This is a genomic window from Streptomyces hiroshimensis (assembly GCF_014650335.1).
GTDB lineage: Bacteria > Actinomycetota > Actinomycetes > Streptomycetales > Streptomycetaceae > Streptomyces > Streptomyces hiroshimensis.
Map to the genome: position 1 here is coordinate 1 of NZ_BMUT01000004.1, position 19,434 is coordinate 19,434.

The following is a 19,434-nucleotide window of genomic DNA, read 5'->3' on the forward strand; positions in this document are numbered from 1 at the left end:
TTTCCTCCGGGCGCTTCCCTTCGTTGTTTCCAACCTTACCAGATCCGTTTTCCGGTCTCTCCCGCCTCTAGAAGAAGCAGTCGGTTCCGAATTCCGTTTCCGGCCCCCTGTTGGAGCGGGGTTTCGCCTTTCAGCTTTCGCTTTCCGGCGGTGATCCCGACTTTATCAGACGCTTTCCGGCCGAGCTAATCGGCTTTTCGCTTCCGATAAGGGATCGAAGGTGCTCGGGGTGAATCTCGTTCACCACCAGAGCGCTGTAGACACTAGCCGTTCCGCGGGAACCTGTCCAGTTCCCCCGGCAACCGTTCGAATCTACCTCCCCATTCGGCCTGTGTCAACAGGTCTTGTGGGGCGAAGAGGACACTACCAGGCTGACCAGCCCTTCCGCACATCAGCCGAACGACGACGGCGGGCTGTCGAGGTCCTCCAGCTCGATGCCGGGGGCCGACAGGACGACGTCGCCCGCCAGGTTCACCATGTGCTGCTCGCCCGTCTCCAGGTCGCTGACCTGGTACGCGTCCACTTGGAGCGGGCCGTTGTCAGTGGCGTGTGCTGTCCTGCTGACCAGGGCCCACGACTGGTCGAGGGTCCGGGGGGCGAGGACGGGGGAGGTGAAGCCGACGAGCCGGATGCGCGTTGCGCCTGCGCCCGGGGTCAGCCGCAGGGCCCGGGACAGGGCGACGTAGAAGGCGGGGGATGCGCCGGTGAAGGCCCGGGCCTCCGTGACGTTGCCTTCCGTGGCGTGCTCCCCGGTGGGGTCCGTGCGTACCCAGGTCACGCCGTCGAGGGCCGCGCCGCGCACCTGCCAGCTCCCGGCGTGGAGCTGCACGCGGATCGGGCGGCCCAGGTCGTCGAGGGTGAGGTCGACGGAGCCGGCGTGGTCGCCGGCCGGAGTGGTGACCTGCGAGACGTAGCGCCAGCCGGAGGGGCCGGTGGCGCAGTGGAAGTGTTCTTCACCAAGGGGGGTGTGGTCGTGCGGATCATGGAGCGAGTAGCGGCCGCGGGGCATGGTGGGGTCCTCGACAGAACAGGGACAGGCCCCTGCCTTCCCGGCAGGGGCCTGTTACCGATTGCTTTCAGTACTGCTGGTAGTGCTGGTGCTGCTGCGCCGGTATCAGTAGCGGTAGTGGTCCGGCTTGTACGGACCCTCGACCGGGACACCAATGTAGGACGCCTGCTCCGGACGGAGCGTGGTGAGCTTGACGCCCAGCGCGTCCAGGTGAAGGCGCGCGACCTTCTCGTCCAGCAGCTTCGGCAGGACGTAGACGTCCGTCGGGTACGACTCCGGCTTCGTGAACAGCTCGATCTGCGCCAGCGTCTGGTCCGCGAACGAGTTCGACATGACGAAGGACGGGTGACCGGTCGCGTTGCCCAGGTTCAGCAGACGGCCCTCGGACAGCACGATCAGGACCTTGCCGTCCTCGAACGTCCACGTGTGGACCTGCGGCTTGACCTCGTCCTTCACGATCCCCGGGATCTTCGCCAGGCCGGCCATGTCGATCTCGTTGTCGAAGTGGCCGATGTTGCCGACGATGGCCTGGTGCTTCATCCGGGCCATGTCCGAGGCCATGATGATGTCCTTGTTGCCCGTCGTGGTGACGAAGATGTCGGCGATCTCCACGACCTCGTCCAGGGTGGTGACCTGGTAGCCGTCCATCGCCGCCTGCAGGGCGTTGATCGGGTCGATCTCGGTGACGATCACTCGGGCGCCCTGGCCGCGCAGCGACTCCGCACAGCCCTTGCCCACATCGCCGTAGCCGCAGACGACCGCGACCTTGCCGCCGATCAGGACGTCCGTGGCGCGGTTGATGCCGTCGATCAGCGAGTGGCGGCAGCCGTACTTGTTGTCGAACTTCGACTTCGTCACCGCGTCGTTCACATTGATCGCGGGGAAGAGGAGCGTGCCTTCGCGCTGCATCTCGTACAGGCGGTGGACGCCCGTCGTCGTCTCCTCCGTGACGCCGCGGATCTCCGACGCCAGCTGGGTCCACTTCTGGGGGCTCTCCCCCAGCGTGCGGTTCAGCAGGGTGAGGATCTGGGCGTACTCCTCGCTGTCCGCCGTGGACGGGTCCGGAGCGCTGCCCGCCTTCTCGAACTCGACGCCCTTGTGTACGAGGAGGGTGGCGTCACCGCCGTCGTCCAGGATCATGTTCGGGCCGCCGGTGGCGGCGTTCGGCCAGGTCAGGGCCTGCTCCGTGCACCACCAGTACTCCTCCAGGGTCTCGCCCTTCCAGGCGAAGACCGGCACGCCCTGAGGGTTCTCCGGGGTGCCGTCCGGGCCGACCGCGATGGCGGCCGCGGCGTGGTCCTGGGTGGAGAAGATGTTGCAGGACGCCCAGCGCACCTGCGCGCCCAGCGCCACGAGGGTCTCGATCAGGACGGCCGTCTGGACCGTCATGTGCAGCGAGCCGGTGATGCGCGCACCCGCCAGCGGCTGCGCCTCCGCGTACTCCTTGCGGATCGACATCAGGCCGGGCATCTCGTGCTCGGCCAGCGTGATCTCCTTGCGGCCGAAGGCCGCCAGCGAGAGGTCCGCGACCTTGAAGTCCTGGCCGGGGGAAGTGGTGGTCATACGGGCTGCTCCTCTGTGAAGGGCGAGCGAGGGTGGACACGGCCGTGCATGCGGTCGGGCTGCCTGAGCAGCTGGACACACTGGACGCACCGGTGCCCCGACCGCAGCGCAGTCCGTCGGAGGCCCTCTCTCCCTCGGCCGGTCCGTCGCGCGGGCCGCCCGACCGCCATCAGCAGCGACGTCTGGCTCGTCCACGAATCTACACCGGGGTACCCGCCGAACCCCACCCCCACCGGCGCCCGATCCGCCGGAACGTCAGATTCCGGCAGGGCTGCGCGTGCTGACACCGGAACGGCCTCGTTTCCTGTGCTGGTCGGGTGTTGCAGGATGCGAGAAGCGCGAGGGCGTGGCACGCCCCGCGGGCGATCCGTTGTGAGGCGATCCGTCGTGAGGAGATCCACGTGACCAGTCCGGCCGATCCCCCCGAGCGTGACGCGGCGGCAGAGGGGCGCAGGCTGCTCGCCGTGACCGCCTGCCCGACGGGGATCGCGCACACGTACATGGCGGCGGAGAAGCTGGCCCAGGCCGCGCAGGAGCTCGGCTACGGGATGAAGGTGGAGACGCAGGGGTCGATCGGGGCCGAGAACGTCCTCTCCGACAGCGACATCAGGGAGGCCGACGGCATCATCGTCGCCGCCGACAAGGACGTCGATCTCAGCCGCTTCGCCGGGAAGCGGGTGCTGTCCGTGGGGGTCGCCGAGGGCATCCGGCGTCCGGAGCGGCTGATCCGGGACGTACTGAACGCTCCGGTCCACCGGGGCGACGGCGCGGGGGCCGGCTCCGACGCCGGCTCCGGGGGCGGGTTGCTCGCGGGGGCGGGCGGTGGCGGGCGGGAGCGCGGCACGGTCTACAAGGCGCTGATGAACGGCGTCTCGTACATGATCCCGTTCGTGGTCGTCGGCGGTCTGCTGATTTCCGTGTCGCTCGCCTTGGGCGGGCGGACCACGCCTCAGGGGATCGTCTTCGACAGCTCGTTCTGGCAGACGGTCAACGACATCGGTGTCATCGGCTTCACGCTGATGGTCCCGGTGCTCTCCGGCTATATCGCCTACGCCATCGGGGACCGGCCGGCTCTCGTGCCGGGCATGGTCGGGGGCTGGATCGCGAGCCACGGGGAGCTGTACGACAGCAAGGCGGGGGCGGGGTTCATCGGGGCCATCGCCACCGGCTTCCTGGCCGGCTATCTGGTGTTGTGGATCAAGAAGGTCAAGGTGCCGGAGTTCGTCCGGCCGATCATGCCGGTCATCGTGATCCCGATCGTGTCCTCGGCGGCGCTCGGCCTGTTCGTCGTCTACGTCATCGGTCCGCCGATCGCGTGGGTGTTCGAGCACCTCACGAGCTGGCTGGGGGGCCTGACCGGGACGAGTGCCGCCCTGCTCGGCGTCCTGCTCGGCCTGATGATCGCCTTCGATATGGGCGGGCCCGTGAACAAGACGGCGTTCCTCTTCGGCGCCGGGCTGGTCTCGCAGAACCCCGAGATCATGGGCATGTGTGCGGCGGCCATTCCGGTGCCGCCGCTCGGGCAGGGGCTCGCGACGCTGCTGCGGCGGGGGCTGTTCAGCAAGCAGGAGCAGGAGACCGGGCTGGCGGCGCTGTTCATGGGGTTCTTCGGCATCACCGAGGGCGCGATCCCGTTCGCCGCGGCCCGTCCGGCGCGGGTCATTCCGGCGAACATGTGCGGTGGCGCGGTGGCGGGTGCGGTCGCGGGGCTCGCGGCGGTTGCGGACCACGTGCCGCACGGGGGGCCGATCGTGGCGGTGCTGGGGGCGGTGGACGGGGTGCCGATGTTCTTCGTCGCGATCGCCATCGGCACGGTGGTGACGGCGCTGACGACGGTCACTTTGATGACCCTGGGCGGGCGCCCGACTGCGGCCGTGGCGGGGCCGTCCGTGGCGGGGCCGGCGCCTGTCGCCGCCGAGAGCCCGGCCGCCGAGGCCGCCGGTTCTGCGCTCTCCGGCCACCTCACCGTACGGACCGTGCGGCCGCGGCTGGCGGCCCGCGGGAAGGAGGCGGCGATCCGGGAGATGGCCGGGCTGCTGGCCGCGAGCGGGCACGTGGACGACGTGGACGGTCTGGTCGCGGCGGCGCTCGCGCGGGAGGAGATGGGGACGACGGGGCTCGGGGAGGAGATCGCGATCCCGCATGCGAAGACGGATGCGGTGTCGGCCCCGGTGGTCGGGTTCGCGCGCTCCGAGGGCATCGAGTGGGGGGCGCTGGACGGGACGAAGGCCCGGTTGATCTTCATGATCGCCGTACCGAGCGCGGCCGCGGGCGATGAACACCTGCGGATCCTGGCGATGCTGTCGCGGAAGCTGATGGATCCGGGGTTCCGGGAGCGGTTGCTTTCGGCGGGGCCGGACGCGGGTGCCCTGGTGGGCATCTTGCGGGAGGTTCAGTAGCGGAGCCGGGTCCTCGGGTGCCCGCACCCGGGGGCAGCCGGTCGGGGCCTGGCACCGCGGTGGCGGAAGTCGGTTGCCGGAGATGCACCGGCGCGGAGGCCGTGCTCTGAGGCGCCGTGAGCCCGCAAGGGCATTACGGCGGCCCGGGCACGGCCCCCGCGTCGTTCTTCCTCAGTGGCGGGCCGGGCCGCCCGGCGTCGCCGACGGGTCCGCGCCGGCCGCTGCCGCTTCCTCGCGGTAGACGTCCGGCTCCAGGTAGATGACCCGGGCGATCGGGACCGCCTCGCGGATCCTCGCTTCCGCCGCGTCGATCGCCTCGGCGATCTCCACGGCGGTGTCGTCGTGCTGCACCGCGATCTTGGCCGCGACGAGGAGTTCCTCGGGGCCAAGGTGGAGGGTGCGCATGTGGATGACGCGGGTGACGGTCTCGCCGTCGACGGCCGCGGCGCGGATCTTCGCGACCTGCTCCGGTCCGGCGGCTTCGCCGAGCAGCAGGGACTTCGTCTCCGAGGCGAGGACCAGCGCGATCAGCACCAGAAGGGCACCGATGCACAGGGTGCCGATGCCGTCCCAGACGCCGTCGCCCGTGGCGAGGGCGAGGCCGACGCCGCCGAGGGCGAGGACGAGGCCGACGAGGGCGCCGAAGTCCTCGAGCAGGACGACGGGCAGTTCGGGGGCCTTGGCGGTACGGATGAACTGGCCCCAGGACTGCTTGCCGCGCAGCTCGTTGGACTCCTTGATCGCCGTACGGAAGGAGAAGCCCTCCGCGATGATCGCGAAGACGAGGACGCCGACGGGCCAGTACCAGTGCTCGATCTCGTGCGGTTCCCTGATCTTCTCGTAGCCCTCGTAGAGCGCGAAGACGCCGCCGATGGTGAACAGGACGATCGAGACGAGGAAGCCGTAGATGTAGCGCTCGCGGCCGTAGCCGAAGGGGTGTTCCTCGCTGGCCGCGCGCTGGGCCTTCTTGCCGCCGAGGAGGAGCAGCGCCTGGTTGCCGGAGTCAGCGACCGAGTGCACCCCTTCGGCGAGCATCGACGACGAGCCGCTGAACGCGAACGCGACGAACTTCGCCACGGCGATGGCCAGGTTGGCGCCGAGCGCGGCGACGATGGCCTTGGTTCCGCCTGATGCACTCATATGTGCGGGTTGTCCCTTCCGCCCTGATCCACCCCTGGACTGCCGGGCTTTGCGGTTCCTTTACGGCGGGCCATTGTTGCAGCCGCGGGGCGGGCGGGAGGGTCAGACGGCGACCGTGGCGCGGAAGACCCGGGCGTCGTCACCGGCGAGCACGACGCTCTCGGCCGCCCGTACGAACGCGGATTCGCCCTGGCGGAGCCGCAGCTCCCGGCCGTCGTCCGCGGTGCGCAGGACGGCGGTGCCCGAGGTGCACAGCAGGATCTGGGGCGTGCCGGCGGGCAGCGTGGCCGTGGAGCCGGGGGCGAGGTCGAAGCGGGAGAGGCGGAACTCCTCGACGGGGGTGCCGTAGACCTCTTCGCCGCCGGCGTCGGCCTCGGGGCGCAGGACGGCGGGGGCGGCGCTCTCGAAGCGGACGACGCGCAGCAGTTCGGGGACGTCGACGTGCTTGGGCGTCAGGCCGCAGCGCAGCACGTTGTCCGAGTTGGCCATGATTTCGACGCCGAGGCCGTCGAGGTAGGCGTGCGGGACGCCCGCGCCCAGGTAGAGGGCTTCGCCGGGCTGGAGGAGCACGTGGTTGAGGAGCATGGCCGCGATGACGCCGGGGTCGCCGGGGTAGTGCCGGGCGAGGGAGACGTAGGCGGCGCAGGCGTCCCGGTACGGCCCTTCCTGCGCGGCGAGCCGCTCGGCCGCGGCGGCCGCCTCGGTGACGGTGCGGGCCATCTCGCCGTGCTCGGCGGAGAGGACGGCGGTGAGGACCTCCCGCAGGGCGTCCTCCTCCGGGCGGGCGTGCAGGAGGTCGGCGTACGGCTTGAGGGAGTCGACGTCGAGCGCGGCGAGGAGGCCGGCCGTCTCGCCGGGCGCGCGGAAGCCGCACAGCCCCTCGAAGGGGGTGAGGGCGCAGAGGAGTTCGGGCTTGTGGTTGGTGTCCTTGTAGTTGCGGTGGGGGGCGTCGAGGGGGACGCCCCGGGCCTCCTCCGCGGCGTGGCCTGCTGCGGCCTCGGCGAGGCCGGGGTGGACCTGGAGGGAGAGCGGGGACCCGGCGGCGAGGACCTTGAACAGGAACGGCAGCCGGGGCCCGAAGCGGCGGACGGCCCGTGCGCCGAGCTCGCCCTCGGGGTCGGCGGCGATGACGTCGGAGAGGGGGCGCAGGCCTTCCCCGCCGCCGTCCCGCTCCACGCGGGAGGGGGCGCCGGGATGGGCGCCCATCCACAGTTCGGCCTGCGGCTCGCCGGTGGGGGCGGTGCCCAGCAGCGCGGGGATCGCGGTGGTGGAGCCCCAGGCGTAGGGGCGCACGGTATTGACGAGGCGGTCCATGCGGGCGGTTCCTGACTGTGCGTACGGCGTTTCCACGGGTCTACGGGGTCGAGGCGAGGGCCAGGTAGACGGCGGCGAAATCCGTGATGGCCAGCAGTTCAGCAGCGGTCTGCAGGGGACTGTCGGCGTCGGTGGGCTCCAGCTCGCTGACGGGCGTCTCGCGCTGGAGGGCGAGCTCGCGGGCGGCGGGGGCGGGCGAGGTGACGTCGGGCTCCTGTTCGCGGAGCAGGACGACGCGGGCGTGCAGGGCCTCGGGCTCCTCCACGCGGTCGCGGAAGAAGTCCTCGGGGTCCGCACCGGCGGCGAAGGCTCCCGCGAGGAGGGTGCCGTGGGCGGTCAGCGCCTCGGGCAGCTCGGCGGCGAGGGCCGGGCGCCCGGCGAGAGCGGCGAGGACCGTCGCGAAGTGCCGGCCGGCCGCCGCCGCGAGCTCGCCCTCCGTCCAGATGAGCGGGAGGGTGTCGGCCAGCTCGGCCGCCAGGGTCTTGGCGGGGTTGCTGTACGTGGCGATGGCCGGGCCGCAGCGCTCGGCGACCTGGTCCAGGCGGTCGGCGAGCGCCTCGACCGCGGCGGGGTCGGCGGCGAGCAGCCCTATGCGGTCGGCGAGCACGAGCAGCGGGGTGAGCAGGGACCACAGGAGACCCGGGCCCGGGAGCAGCGCGGGGCGCTCGCCTGCGGGCACCTCATCGCCGGGGTGGGCGCCCGGCTCGCCGCCCGCCCGGGCCTCGTCCGGCGAAGTGGTCAGCGGGATCGCGAGGCCGCGGGCCTGCGCGGTGGCGTCGGCGAGGGGCGAACCGGCCGGGCTGACGCAGACGACGGAGCAGCCGCGGCGGTAGGCCTGTTCGAGGAGGATGGCAAGGCCGGGCTCCGTGCCGTCCGGGCTGGCGACCAGCAGCAGGTCGAGCGGGCCGGTCCAGCCGGGGAGCGTCCAGCGCAGGGCGCCGGGCGCGGGGGCGACGCCGGTCGGGCGGATCAGGCTCACGGGAGCGCTGCCGCCGGCGAGCGCGGTGAGGAGGTCTGCGGTGCAGCCGGCGACGGGGCCCGGCCCCGCGACCAGGACGCCGCGGGGTCGGCCGTCCGGGCGGAGGCCCGTGACACCGGCCTCCGCGGCGTTGCGGGCGGCCGTACGGACCCGGGCGCCGGATTCGGCGGCGCCGCGCAGGAGGCCGTGGAGGTCGGCACGGGACAGAGCGTCGGGGTCATCGAGGAGTGACTCGTCGAACACCGTGGATCAGCCTCCGGTCGCCGTCGTGTACGCCGTGCGGGTGCCCGGCCGGGCCTGTGGTGCGGTGGGCCGCCGGGCGGGGTCGGGCGGGCGCTGCGGCGTCAGGCCGGGCGCCGGGCCTCGTCCACGAGCAGGACGGGGATGCCGTCCCGGACGGGGTAGGCCAGGCCGCAGCCCGCGCCCTCGCACACCAGCTCGGGGGACTCCTCGGAGGCGGACTCGTCGCGGAGGGGCGCGTGGCACGCCGGGCAGGCGAGGATCTCCAGGAGACCGGCTTCGAGCGGCATGAGGGGTTCCCTTCGGATGTACGTCTCTGTCCGGCCAGACTACCTGTGCGGGGGGACGAGGGCCGCTGTGCCGTGCCGGTTCGCTGGGGCGCTGTGCCGTGCCCGGTTCGCCGGTGCGGCCGGGTCGGCACCGCCGAGGCGGTCGGGTTCGCTTGCTCGCCGTCGCGGCGGGTTCAGGGGCCGCTGGACACCCGGCGTCTCCTCTTCCGCCGCCGCGGCGTCCGGCCACGACGGCGCGTTCCGGCGGTGCCGGAACCGGACCAGGCCGGCTCGGCACCGCCGGAGCGGTTGAGTTCGCCTGCTCGCCGTTGCGGCGGATTCAGGCGCGTCCTACGCCCGCACGATGGCCAGGACCTCGTCGCGGATGCGGGACACCGTCTCCGCGTCGCGGGCCTCGACGTTCAGGCGGAGGAGCGGCTCCGTGTTGGAGGCGCGGATGTTGAACCACCAGTCGGAGGCGGCCACGGTGAGGCCGTCGAGCTCGTCGAACTCCACGCCCGGCACGTTCTCGTAGGCGGCGCGGACGGCGGCCGTGCGCCCGGCCTGGTCGGCGACGGTGCTGTTGATCTCGCCGGAGCCGGCGTAGCGGTCGTACTCGGCGACCAGCTCGGACAGCGGGCCGCTCTGGCCGCCGAGGGCGGCGAGGACGTGCATGGCGGCGAGCATGCCCGTGTCGGCGTTCCAGAAGTCCCGGAAGTAGTAGTGCGCGGAGTGCTCGCCGCCGAAGATCGCGCCGCTGCGGGCCATCTCCTCCTTGATGAAGGAGTGCCCCACGCGGGTGCGCACGGGCGTGCCGCCGCACTCCTTGACGACCTCCGGCACCGACCACGAGGTGATCAGGTTGTGGATGACGGTGCCGCCGGGGTGCTTGGCGAGCTCCCGCGCCGCGACCAGGGCGGTGATGGCGGAGGGGGAGACGGGGTCGCCGTTGCCGTCGACGACGAAGCAGCGGTCGGCGTCGCCGTCGAAGGCCAGGCCGATGTCGGCACCGACCTCGCGCACGCGCTGCTGCAGGTCGACGATGTTCTTCGGGTCGAGGGGGTTGGCCTCGTGGTTGGGGAAGGTGCCGTCGAGCTCGAAGTACATCGCGTCGAGCTCGACGGGCAGGCCCTCGAAGACGGTGGGCACGGTGTGCCCGCCCATGCCGTTTCCGGCGTCGACGACGACCTTCAGCGGGCGGATGCCGCTCAGGTCGACCAGGGAGCGCAGGTGGGCCGCGTAGTCCGCGAGGACATCCTGCCGGCTGAGGGTGCCGGCGGTCTGCGCGGGCTCGGGGGCGCCGTTTTCGAGCCAGCCCTCGACCAGGGAGCGGATCTCGGCGAGGCCGGAGTCCTGCCCGACGGGGGCCGCGCCGGCCCGGCACATCTTGATGCCGTTGTACTGCGCGGGGTTGTGACTGGCCGTGAACATCGCGCCCGGCAGCCCGAGGTGGCCGCTCGCGAAATACAGCTGGTCGGTGGAGCACAGGCCGATCTCGGTCACATCCACGCCGCGGGCGGCGGCGCCGCGGGCGAAGGCCCGCGAGAGGCCGGGCGACGAGGGCCGCATGTCGTGCCCGACGACGACGGCGGCCGCGCCCGTCACCTGGGCGAAGGCGGCGCCGAAGAGCTCCGCCAGTGCTTCGTCCCACTGATCCGGGACCACACCGCGTACGTCGTATGCCTTCACGATCTGCGACAGATCAGCCACAGCCAACGCCTTCCTGGGTCCGGTACGGGGAGACAAACCTACCGGGGCGCACTGACAATCCGGACGCGGGCCGCCTGAACACCGTTCCGGACACTGCTCGGACGAAAGAACGAAAGGACGAAAGGCTGTGACGGCATCGGACGAAAGGCCGTGACGGCGTCAGTTGTCGGGCGAGCGAAGGACCCTGAGGTGGCCTCGGCGGGCGACCTCCATCGGATCGGCGTCGCGGCCGCCCGGGCCGGCGGTGCCCGGCGGGGGCCCCGGCTGCGCGGGGCGCTCCTGCGGACGGGCCGCTTCGCGCACGGCGTTGGCGAGGGCTTCGAGGTCGTCACCGCTGGGGCGGGCGGGGCCGCTGTCCAGGGCGAGGCGGACGACATCCCAGCCACGCGGAGCGGTCAGCCGCTCGGAGTGCTCGGCGCACAGGTCGTAGCAGTGGGGTTCGGCGTAGGTGGCGAGCGGTCCGAGGACGGCGGTCGAATCGGCATAGACGTACGTCAGCGTCGCGACGGCCGGGCGGCCGCACGCGGTGCGCGAACAGCGACGTACAGGGCTCACGACGTTGGACGGTACCGCACTCTTGAGCGGGCCGCGACGACTCACCTCCGGCTCACCCCTCCGTGTCGTCCTGGTTCGTCCCGTGGACGACCGCTTCTCCCCACCGCGCTGACCTGCACGGAGGGCTGTGAACAGGGTCTCACCGGGCCGGAGACCGGCCACCGGCACCCCCGCTCCGGGCCTCACGAACAGACCGGACGGTCCGGTATCCGACCATAATTGATCACAGGGATGGCCGGAATGTTCATCAGGCGACATTCCCGGATGCGCGACAGCCGCGGACGACAGGGCGGCCGACGGATACCCTCAAGAGTGATGGACAACCGCGTACCGCCCCCTGCCACCACCGGGGGTACCCCCAGCCACGCCGGGCCGCGCCCGCGCCACCGCGACCGACACGGACGCGGCATGCGCGGGCCGATCGCACCGCCCCAAGTGCCGCTGTCGGTCAGCCGCGGCGAGGCGTTCGTCGACATGGTGCACGACTCCGCCGAGCGGCTGGAGCGCCGCTGGCCGCAGCTCGCCTCCGTCGACTTCGTGGTCCGCGAGGTGCCGGTCACCAGGAGTGACGCGGGCGGCGCCATGAGCGACCCCGACGGCCTGGACGCCTTCGACTTCGACCGCGACTCCGTCCCCCTCGGCCGCTACGTGGCCGCCCGCGGCGACTCCCCCGACCGGATCGTGATCTACCGCCGCCCGGTGGAGATCCGCACCAAGAGCCGCGACGAGCGCGCCCTGCTGGTGCACGAGGTCGTCGTCGAGCAGGTCGCCGAACTCCTCGGGCTCGCCCCGGAGTCGGTCGACCCTCGCTACGGCCAGGACTGACCCGGGCTGACGGGCCGGCAGGCCCGTCAGCGGTTGAGCATCGACAGGTCCTGACCCGTCTCCGGCACCGCCACCGACGAACGGTCGTCCGGCAGCGGCTGGATCGTGAACATGGGCACGCCGTCCTTGGGCAGCGCCAGCATCCGCGAGGCGTGCACCGGCCCGCCGGAGACCTTCTCCACCGTCACCGCGAACGACCCCTTGGCGCCCGGCGGCTGCGGCGGCTCGACGGTCAGCGTGGTGCCCGGCTTCACCGTGTACGTCTTCACCGCCGGCTCGCCGCCCTCGCTGCCCGCGGAGGAGGTGATCTTCACCTGTGCCGCCTCCTTGCCGGGCGCGGCCAGCGCGAGCGTGCTGCCCTTGGGGCGGTTGTCCGCCACCGTGGCCCGCCCGCCGAGCTGCGCCACGGCGGGGATGAACGCCGTCTCCTGCTTGTCGTCCTTGCCGCGGGTGACGCGCAGCGCGGCGACGACCGGTGCGCTCCTGCCGTCCGCCGTGAGCAGCAGCGAGCCCGCCTCGCCCTTGGCGACGTCTCCGAGGTCGACGGCGGCGGTCATGCCGCTGCGCACGTGCAGCGTCTCGTGGCCGGCGGGGGTGATCGCGCCGTTCGGCCCGGCGAAGCGCAGCTTGAGGTCGGCGTCGTCCGAGCCGGGGGCGAAGACGACGAGCCGGACGGACGTCGCGTCGGCCGGGATGCCGGGCAGGACGGCGTCGGCGGACGGCTCTGCGGACGCCGGGATCCAGTCGCCGCCCTTCTTGTCGTCAGCGGACTGCAGCCCCGCCCCGACCCGGCCCGAGCGGGCCGCCACGTGCACCGTGAGGTCCTCCGCGGGCGCGTCCGTGAGGGAGGACAGCAGCACGGGGACGGTGGAGCGCGGCGGGACCGTGACACCTTCCCCCGCCCCGGCCTTGATGCGGCCGTCCTTGCCGTAGAGCTCCAGGTCGACGACGGCCGCGGTGCTGTCGGGGTTGGTCAGGTGGACGTAGTCCTGGCGGCCCTTGACGGTGCTCGCGCCGGGGAACCAGAACGAGGTGTCGGGCGCCGTGCACGTCAGCCCGTGCAGCCCGCGCCCGCTGCCCGCCGCGACCACGGTGGTCTGCTGCACGGTCCAGCCCGGGGCGAGCGCCCCGTCGGCGCTGCCGATGAGGGCGGGGGCGTCGGAGCGGCCGGTGGTGGCCGTCGCGGGCTTTCCGGGCTCCTTCAGGGAGAGCACCGAAGTGCCCGCGGGCGCGGGGCTCTTGTCGCCCTTTCCGCCCTTGTCATCCTTCTTGCCCTTGCCATCTTTTTTGTCGCCTTCATCCTTCTTGTCGGCGCCCTTGTCGGTGCCCGCCGCGGACAGCAGCTCGGCCGCGCTCTTCTTCGCGCCTGCGCCCTTCGCCCCGCCCGCCGGGGTGAACGCGGTGTAGGCCGTCTCCCCCACGTCCGAGGAAGTCGGGGCCGGGCAGAGGGCCATGGAGCGCTGGACGGGCAGCCGGGCGGGCGTCTTCGCGGCCGTACGGGCCGTGCCGCCGGTGCCCTCGGCGCCGGACGGCACGGTGAGGACGGCCGCGCCGCCCAGGGCCGCGAGGACTGCGGTGGCGGCGAACAGGGACAGGGTGGTGCGCTTCACTGCTGCTCGCTCCCGTCGCGGTGGTGCCGGTCACCGCCGCCGTACGTGGTGTCGTGTGCTCCGCCGTAGGTGTACGGGTCGTACGCGCCTGTCGCGTACGGCTGCTCCTGGTACTGGCCTTGGTACGGGACCTGTTGCTGCGCGTCGCCGTAGGCGGCGTCGTACGTGCCCCCGTGGCCGCCGTGGCCGCCGTGGTAGTGCTGTTCGCCGTACGAGCCGTAGGGCATCTCCTGCCCGTACTGCTGTTGTTGCTGCTGCTGCGGCGGCGGCTGCGGCATCTCAGCGTACGGATCGGTCGTCTGCTGTTGCCCGTACGGATCGGCATACGGATCGACGTAGGAGTCGGCATAAGGAGCCGCGTACGGGTCGGCGAAGGAGTCGGCCACCGGCTCGGCGGGGGGCTCTTCCGGCGTACCGGCGGCGTCCGGCCGGGCGGCCTCTGCGGCAGCCCGCAGCCGGCGCGCACGGCGGCCCTCCCCGGCGACGGCCTGGGCCGGTACGGAGGTGGGTTCGGGAGCCGCGACGGCCGCGCCCCCGGCCTCCGGGAGGTCGTCGTCGACCTGGCGCTTGCGCCCCGGCAGGGCGAGCACCACGAGGACGGCCGCGAGGAGGCCCTGGGTCCACAGCCAGGCGGTGTGCGCGGTGGGCGCCTTGTAGGTCAGCGCCAGCTTGCCGCCGCCCGCAGGCAGTTCGAAGCCCTGGGCCCAGCCGTCGACGGTGGTGCTCTTGAGGGCGCGTCCGTCGAGGGTGGCCTGCCAGCCGGGGGCCGCCTTGTCGGCGATGCGCAGGACGCGGCCCGCGGGACCGGCGGGGAGCGTGGCGCGGGCCTCCACGGGCCCCGCGGCGACCGGGACGGGGGCGGGCCGCTGCCCGCCGCCCTGCGCGCCTCCCTGCGCCTCGCCGGCGACGACAGTGATACGTGCAACCTCGCGGTCGACCCGCCACAGCGAGGCGTCGTCCTGGCGGCTGAGGCGGGTCAGGCCGGGCGTGGTGTCCAGGACGCGGCTCATGGCCGCGGGGGCGCTGTTGCGGACGAGGACGTAGCCGACGGCGTAACCGCCGAGGAGGTCCGCCTGGTCGGCTCCGGAGCCCGCGACGAGACCGGCGACGACGGAGTCGAGCTTGGGGTCCGCCCCGGCGGCCGCGGCGGCCTCGGCGTCACCGAGCCGGGCGCCGGAGCCCCGGACGAGTGCGTAGGAGACCCGGCCGTCGCGGCCGTCGAGGACCAGGGTGCGGGCCCGGTCGCGGGTGGCCGCCTCCTCCGCCACGAAGGCCGGCACCTGTGCGGGGTCGCGTCGCTTCAGCGGGCCGTCTGCGCCGCCGACGGCCCAGGCCACGGCTGCGACCAGCGGGGCGGCGGCCGCGGCGAGGGCGATGAGCGCGGCCACGGGCTGCCGCCAGCCGAAGCTGAGCGCGGCCACGCGCGCCCGCGCGCCTTCCGCGCCGACGGCCGCGGCGGCGATGAGCGCGAGCCCGTAGACGAGGGTGGCCGGTCCGGCCCAGGACGAGCGGGCGGTGAGCACCGCGGCGGCGAGGGCCGCCAGGGCGGCCACCCAGGCGCCGCGGACGGCGAGCTGCCGGTCGGCGCGCAGCAGGGCGGCGAGCGCGGCCAGGACGACGCCTGCCAGCAGCAGCCCGCCGACGGCCTTCGAGCCGCCGGGGTCCGCGGTGAGCAGGTGCAGCGGGGAGGACGCGCCGGTGACGGCCCGGTCGATCCCGGCCTCGGTCAGGAAGCGGCCCGGGTGCGCGAACAGGCCCGGGGACCAGGGGGCCAGCACGGCGACGGGGGTGAGCACGACGGCGAGGAAGCGCGGGCCGTGGAGCACCAGCCGTGCGCGCCCGCCCTGGGCGCCGTGCAGGGCCAGGGCGCCCAGGCCCAGGACGACGGCGAGCGGCCAGACCACCGGGGTGAAGGCGGTGGTGACGGTGAGCAGGAGGGCGTACGCCCAGGATGCGCGCCATGTGGGGCGGGCGCCCGGGACGCGCAGACCGGTGGCCGCGACGGCGGTGCGCGCCATGAGCGGCAGCAGGATCGCGAGGACCGCGGTGCCGAGCCGGCCGGCGGCGAGGGCGCCGGTGGCGGCCGGCAGGAAGGCGTAGGCGACGGCGGCCCAGGCCCGCAGGGGGCGGGAGGAGACCAGCGGCCGGGAGGCGAAGTAGGCGGTGAGGCCGGCCAGGGGCACCGAGCAGACCAGCAGCAGGGTGAGGGTGAAGCCGGTGGAGCCGAGGAAGAGCGTCGAGAGGGTGGCGAGGACCGCCAGGTAGGGGGGCGCACTGCCCGTACTGCCGACGCCGACCGCGTGCCAGCCGTCGGTGTACTGCGCCCACAGGGCGGAGGCCCCGTCGGGCGCGGGCAGCAGGGCGCCGCCGGACAGGCTGCCGCCGCCGAAGAGCTGGCGGCAGGCGACGACGGAGACGATCAGCAGGAGGCCGAAGAGGACCGGTGCGGGCTTGCGGACGAGGCGCTTGAGGCGGGCGAACTGCTCGATCTCCAGGAAGTCGGCGTCCTCCCCGGTCGGCCCGGATTCGACGGCGCCGTGGCGCCCGCCGGAGGCGGGTGCGTCGTCCCAGCGGCCGCCGAAGTTGCTCGCGAGCTGTTCGGCGGTGGCCCGGAGGGTCGCGCCGGGCGGCGGGAAGAGGGGTCTCAGGTCGCCCGGTGCGACGGCGGGGGCGCCGCGCTTCGCCCGGGCGGCGCGGATGCGGCCCGGGCGCAGGAGGACGCCGAAGAGGCCGGCGAGTTCGTCGAAGGCCTGCGCGGGGGCCTTGCCCAGGAGGTAGCCGAGGGCGTGCAGGAGGGTGCCGAGGACGAGCCGCAGCAGGACGTAGGCCAGGAGCGGGCCGCGGGTGTTGGCGAGCAGCGTGTGGACGGCGCCGGCCTTGTCGATGCGGTGCGGGTTGACGGCGCGGCGGCCGGCGCAGTCGACGGGGCGGCGTTCGCGGGCGGCGGCCTCGGCGTGCCGCAGGACGGCGTCGGGGGCGACGAGGACGCGGTGGCCGGCGGCGTGGGCGCGCCAGCACAGGTCGACGTCGTCGCGCATGAGGGGCAGCCGGGGGTCGAAGCCGCCGAGCTCCTCGAAGACGTCGCGGCGCACGAGCATGCCGGCGGTGGACACCGACAGCACGGTGCGCACCTGGTCGTGCTGGCCCTGGTCCTGTTCGCGGCGGTCGAGGCCGGTCCAGCGGCGGCCGCTGCGGGCGATGGAGACGCCGGTCTCCAGCAGCTGGCGGCGGTCGTACCAGCCGCGCAGCTTGGGGCCGAGGACGGCGGCCTCGGGCTCGGACTCGGCGACGCGCAGGAGCTCGTGGAGGGCGCCGGGTTCGGGTGCGCAGTCGTCGTGCAGGAGCCACAGCCACTGGACGGGTTCGAGGTCGGCGTCGCCGTGGCGGCGGCCGTCTCCGGGCTGGTCGTAGGCGTCCTCGCGCCAGGTGCGGCTGACGGGGTCCCAGCCGCTGGAGCGCTTGAGGTAGGGCAGTTCCTCGGGGTCCGGTGCGGGGACGGCGCGCAGGGCCTCCTCGACGGCGGTGCCGAAGCCGGCGCGGCGGGCGAGGTGCAGGACGCGGTCCGGGCCGAGGGCGTCGGCGAGCAGCTGGGCGGAGTCGTCGGCGCTGCCGGTGTCGGCGCCGACGGCGCTCTGTACGGAGCGCTCCTGGCCGAGGAGGCCCTCGATGGCGTCGGGGAGCCAGCGGGCGCCGTCGTGGCTGACGATCACGGCGGTGACGACGTGGCGCGGGAAGGCCGGTGCGACGGCCGGGTCGAACGTGGGCAGGCGGGTGGGGGCGGCGGACGCGGCCGCCGTCTTCGAGTGCGCCGCATTGCTGTGCACGGACATCGGGGTACGGGCCCTCCGGCCGGGGTCCGGGGCGGGCCCCGGATGACTGCTGTGCTGGACTGCGCCGGCCGCGGGTGCGCCCGTCGGGGCGGCGGTGCGTCTCGGACGGGGCCCCACACTAGTGGCTGCGCACACAGCGGTCCGCCTCGCGCCGCGGGCGCGGTGGGCGGACCGTAGGTCGTCCCGTACGTCCTGGGGTGGGGAGGGTGCTACCGGCGGAAACCCCGGCCGGGCCCGGTTCCGAACCCGGCGGTCGGCACCACGGGGCGCCAACCCTTGGCCTCCGCTTTTAACTTTCGGTGACTATCAGCCTACGAATTCCGGGATTACCCGCCGAATCGCTGGCCCCTGAATCACCGAAACCGAATCACCGGCTCTGATCCTCGACGATCCTTGATGATCCCTGGCGATCCCCAATTAGGCCGCTTATCCGCCTCATGGGATCCGTATGCCTATCGGAAGCTCAGACCGCTGCCTTCTTGAGGCGGCGGCGCTCCCGCTCGGACAGGCCGCCCCAGATGCCGAAGCGCTCGTCATTGGCAAGGGCATATTCAAGGCATTCCGAGCGGACTTCGCAGGCGAGGCAGACCTTCTTCGCCTCCCGCGTGGATCCGCCCTTCTCGGGGAAGAAGGACTCGGGATCGGTCTGAGCGCACAGCGCGCGCTCTTGCCAGCCGAGCTCCTCGTCCGCCTCCTCGACCAGCAGTTGCTGAAACAGCTCGGTCATGTGCGCCCCTCGTCTGTCATTTACGTCCCCGCGTCGTCGCCTTCATCAAAGTACGGCAGAACGACACGGGTGAAATTACAAGTGTGCCGATCCGGGCCAGTCAAGCCGAGATCTGCTATTGGGCCCCTTATTCACTCTGCGGAACCAAAGCCAAGCAGAAAGTGTCCAAAACATTACAAGTCCGGACAGACCCCTCCGCCGACCACGGCCGCCCCGCTCCCCTCCGCAAAGAGAGGACGTCACGCGCGGCAATCCCGTTGCACCGTCCGGCCGAACGATGTTTACGGCCCCGACTGGAGCGCCACCTGTCCATGGTCACACCCCCGCAAACCTTGGAGCACCCACAGTTACCGGATGAGGTGAAACATTGACCCCAAAAGGGACGCGCAGTTGACACAACGTGTCCGGTCCCGTCACCGTGGTGGGCATGCCAGTGAACGCCGCCCTCAGCCTGACCCGTGACTACGGGTCCCGCTGCGCTGTGCAGGCTCGCTGTCGCTGTTCCAGCTGTTGATGCCCCAGAGCTCCGGCTGACCCCGCCTTACCCGGGGTCCCGCACCATCCCGCCCGCGTGGCCGTCACCCGGCCGTCCGCGGCGCATCGCGCCCTCGCGCCACCCGTAGCTCCGGGCGCCCCACGCTCCGCCTGTCACCGCGCCCTCCCCCGCACCTCCGCCGAGGAATCTCCGCACATGAACAGCGACGTCCAGATCGCCGGCGACCCGCTCGCCATCCCCCACCTGCTGCCGCCCGCGCCCGCCCACCCGCGCACCGTCGCCGAGTTCGCCGGGCTGGCCCGGGCCGTCGCCGCCGACCGCGCCTCCTGGGCCCACCTCGTCCGGTACGACGCCACCACCCGCTGGTACCACCGGCTGCGCACCGGCCCCGGCTACGAGGTCTGGCTGCTGAGCTGGGTGCCCGGCCAGGGCAGCGGGGCCCACGACCACGGCCCCTCCTCCGGCGTGCTGACCGTCCTCGAGGGTGAGCTGACCGAGATCACCGGAAGCACCGGACCGCTCGACGGCGCACGGCAGGTGCTGCGCGCCGGAGCGCAGCGTGTCTTCGCCCCCGGATACGCTCATGAGATCGTCAACGACTCCCTCGCGCCGGCCGTCAGCCTCCACGTCTACTCGCCGGGGCTGACCGAGATGCCCATGCACCGGTCGGCGTCGGCGGCCACCGAGCCGGCACCCGCCGTCCGGAACGCCGTCCGGAACGCCGCACGGGACGCCGCACGGGACGCCGTCCGGAGCTGACAGGTCGTC

General features: G+C 73.0%; 14 protein-coding genes. 3 read left to right on the top strand and 11 right to left on the bottom strand.

Annotated elements, in window-relative coordinates; translation table 11 throughout:
- Nucleotides 1–391: 391 nt before the first annotated feature.
- Both IE241_RS10945 and ahcY read right to left on the bottom strand, forming a co-directional pair.
- Nucleotides 392–1,009: a hypothetical protein gene (locus IE241_RS10945; protein ID WP_190021526.1), complete on the bottom strand. Its 618-nt coding sequence runs from the start codon at nucleotides 1,007–1,009 to the stop codon at nucleotides 392–394.
- 105 nt (nucleotides 1,010–1,114) lie between these two features.
- Nucleotides 1,115–2,572 (bottom strand): adenosylhomocysteinase, encoded by a 1,458-nt coding sequence (ahcY, locus tag IE241_RS10950; RefSeq protein ID WP_190021527.1) that lies wholly within the window; start codon nucleotides 2,570–2,572, stop codon nucleotides 1,115–1,117.
- Nucleotides 2,573–2,973: 401 nt separating this feature from the next.
- Here ahcY and IE241_RS10955 point away from each other — a divergent pair, with 401 nt between their 5' ends.
- Complete coding sequence (locus tag IE241_RS10955) at nucleotides 2,974–4,971, top strand: fructose-specific PTS transporter subunit EIIC (protein ID WP_190021528.1); 1,998 nt, start codon at nucleotides 2,974–2,976, stop codon at nucleotides 4,969–4,971.
- A 171-nt stretch (nucleotides 4,972–5,142) separates the two neighbouring features.
- On the opposite strand, the gene IE241_RS10960 is transcribed toward IE241_RS10955, so the two are convergent.
- The 6 genes from IE241_RS10960 to IE241_RS10985 all read right to left on the bottom strand — a co-directional run bounded on the left by IE241_RS10960 (nucleotide 5,143) and on the right by IE241_RS10985 (nucleotide 11,223).
- Nucleotides 5,143–6,111, bottom strand: a complete 969-nt coding sequence (locus IE241_RS10960) for a cation diffusion facilitator family transporter (protein WP_190021529.1) — start codon at nucleotides 6,109–6,111, stop codon at nucleotides 5,143–5,145.
- Between the two features lie 102 nt (nucleotides 6,112–6,213).
- Nucleotides 6,214–7,425 carry a mannose-6-phosphate isomerase, class I gene (manA, locus tag IE241_RS10965; protein ID WP_190021530.1) on the bottom strand — a complete coding sequence of 404 codons (1,212 nt, stop codon included), beginning with the start codon at nucleotides 7,423–7,425 and terminating at the stop codon, nucleotides 6,214–6,216.
- Between the two features lie 40 nt (nucleotides 7,426–7,465).
- The gene (locus IE241_RS10970; RefSeq protein ID WP_190021531.1) at nucleotides 7,466–8,647 is read right to left on the bottom strand and encodes an SIS domain-containing protein; all 1,182 of its coding nucleotides are present in this window, start codon (nucleotides 8,645–8,647) and stop codon (nucleotides 7,466–7,468) included.
- Between the two features lie 101 nt (nucleotides 8,648–8,748).
- Nucleotides 8,749–8,934 (bottom strand): Trm112 family protein, encoded by a 186-nt coding sequence (locus IE241_RS10975; RefSeq protein WP_190021532.1) that lies wholly within the window; start codon nucleotides 8,932–8,934, stop codon nucleotides 8,749–8,751.
- Between the two features lie 330 nt (nucleotides 8,935–9,264).
- Nucleotides 9,265–10,623, bottom strand: a complete 1,359-nt coding sequence (locus IE241_RS10980) for a phosphomannomutase/phosphoglucomutase (protein ID WP_190021533.1) — start codon at nucleotides 10,621–10,623, stop codon at nucleotides 9,265–9,267.
- Between the two features lie 159 nt (nucleotides 10,624–10,782).
- Nucleotides 10,783–11,223, bottom strand: coding sequence for a DUF3499 domain-containing protein (locus IE241_RS10985; protein WP_190021534.1), 441 nt, complete (start codon nucleotides 11,221–11,223; stop codon nucleotides 10,783–10,785).
- A 363-nt stretch (nucleotides 11,224–11,586) separates the two neighbouring features.
- Here IE241_RS10985 and IE241_RS10990 point away from each other — a divergent pair, with 363 nt between their 5' ends.
- Entirely contained in the window at nucleotides 11,587–12,003 is a 417-nt protein-coding gene (locus IE241_RS10990; protein WP_229899115.1) for a metallopeptidase family protein, read from the top strand.
- 26 nt (nucleotides 12,004–12,029) lie between these two features.
- Here the strand turns inward: IE241_RS10990 and IE241_RS10995 are convergent, their stop codons facing one another.
- The 3 genes from IE241_RS10995 to IE241_RS11005 all read right to left on the bottom strand — a co-directional run bounded on the left by IE241_RS10995 (nucleotide 12,030) and on the right by IE241_RS11005 (nucleotide 18,170).
- Nucleotides 12,030–13,613, bottom strand: a complete 1,584-nt coding sequence (locus IE241_RS10995; protein WP_190021536.1) for a DUF5719 family protein — start codon at nucleotides 13,611–13,613, stop codon at nucleotides 12,030–12,032.
- Nucleotides 13,610–17,443 (bottom strand): glycosyltransferase family 2 protein, encoded by a 3,834-nt coding sequence (locus tag IE241_RS11000; protein WP_190021537.1) that lies wholly within the window; start codon nucleotides 17,441–17,443, stop codon nucleotides 13,610–13,612. Before IE241_RS11000 ends, IE241_RS10995 begins: the two co-directional genes overlap by 4 nt.
- A gap of 463 nt (nucleotides 17,444–17,906) precedes the next feature.
- Nucleotides 17,907–18,170, bottom strand: coding sequence for a WhiB family transcriptional regulator (locus IE241_RS11005; protein ID WP_004952403.1), 264 nt, complete (start codon nucleotides 18,168–18,170; stop codon nucleotides 17,907–17,909).
- 691 nt (nucleotides 18,171–18,861) lie between these two features.
- On the opposite strand from IE241_RS11005, the gene IE241_RS11010 reads away from it, so the two are divergent.
- On the top strand, nucleotides 18,862–19,425 hold the full coding sequence (locus IE241_RS11010; RefSeq protein WP_190021538.1) for a cysteine dioxygenase: 564 nt from the start codon (nucleotides 18,862–18,864) through the stop codon (nucleotides 19,423–19,425).
- The last annotated feature ends 9 nt before the right edge of the window (nucleotides 19,426–19,434 follow it).

What these genes read in the sequence shown, in the direction of transcription:
- IE241_RS10945 (WP_190021526.1), bottom strand. Translation starts at nt 1,009, where the DNA reads ATGCCCCGCGGCCGCTACTCGCTCCATGATCCGCACGACCACACCCCC.
- ahcY (WP_190021527.1), bottom strand. Translation starts at nt 2,572, where the DNA reads ATGACCACCACTTCCCCCGGCCAGGACTTCAAGGTCGCGGACCTCTCG.
- IE241_RS10960 (WP_190021529.1), bottom strand. Translation starts at nt 6,111, where the DNA reads ATGAGTGCATCAGGCGGAACCAAGGCCATCGTCGCCGCGCTCGGCGCC.
- manA (WP_190021530.1), bottom strand. Translation starts at nt 7,425, where the DNA reads ATGGACCGCCTCGTCAATACCGTGCGCCCCTACGCCTGGGGCTCCACC.
- IE241_RS10975 (WP_190021532.1), bottom strand. Translation starts at nt 8,934, where the DNA reads ATGCCGCTCGAAGCCGGTCTCCTGGAGATCCTCGCCTGCCCGGCGTGC.
- IE241_RS10990 (WP_229899115.1), top strand. Translation starts at nt 11,587, where the DNA reads ATGCGCGGGCCGATCGCACCGCCCCAAGTGCCGCTGTCGGTCAGCCGC.
- IE241_RS11000 (WP_190021537.1), bottom strand. Translation starts at nt 17,443, where the DNA reads ATGTCCGTGCACAGCAATGCGGCGCACTCGAAGACGGCGGCCGCGTCC.
- IE241_RS11005 (WP_004952403.1), bottom strand. Translation starts at nt 18,170, where the DNA reads ATGACCGAGCTGTTTCAGCAACTGCTGGTCGAGGAGGCGGACGAGGAG.
- IE241_RS11010 (WP_190021538.1), top strand. Translation starts at nt 18,862, where the DNA reads ATGAACAGCGACGTCCAGATCGCCGGCGACCCGCTCGCCATCCCCCAC.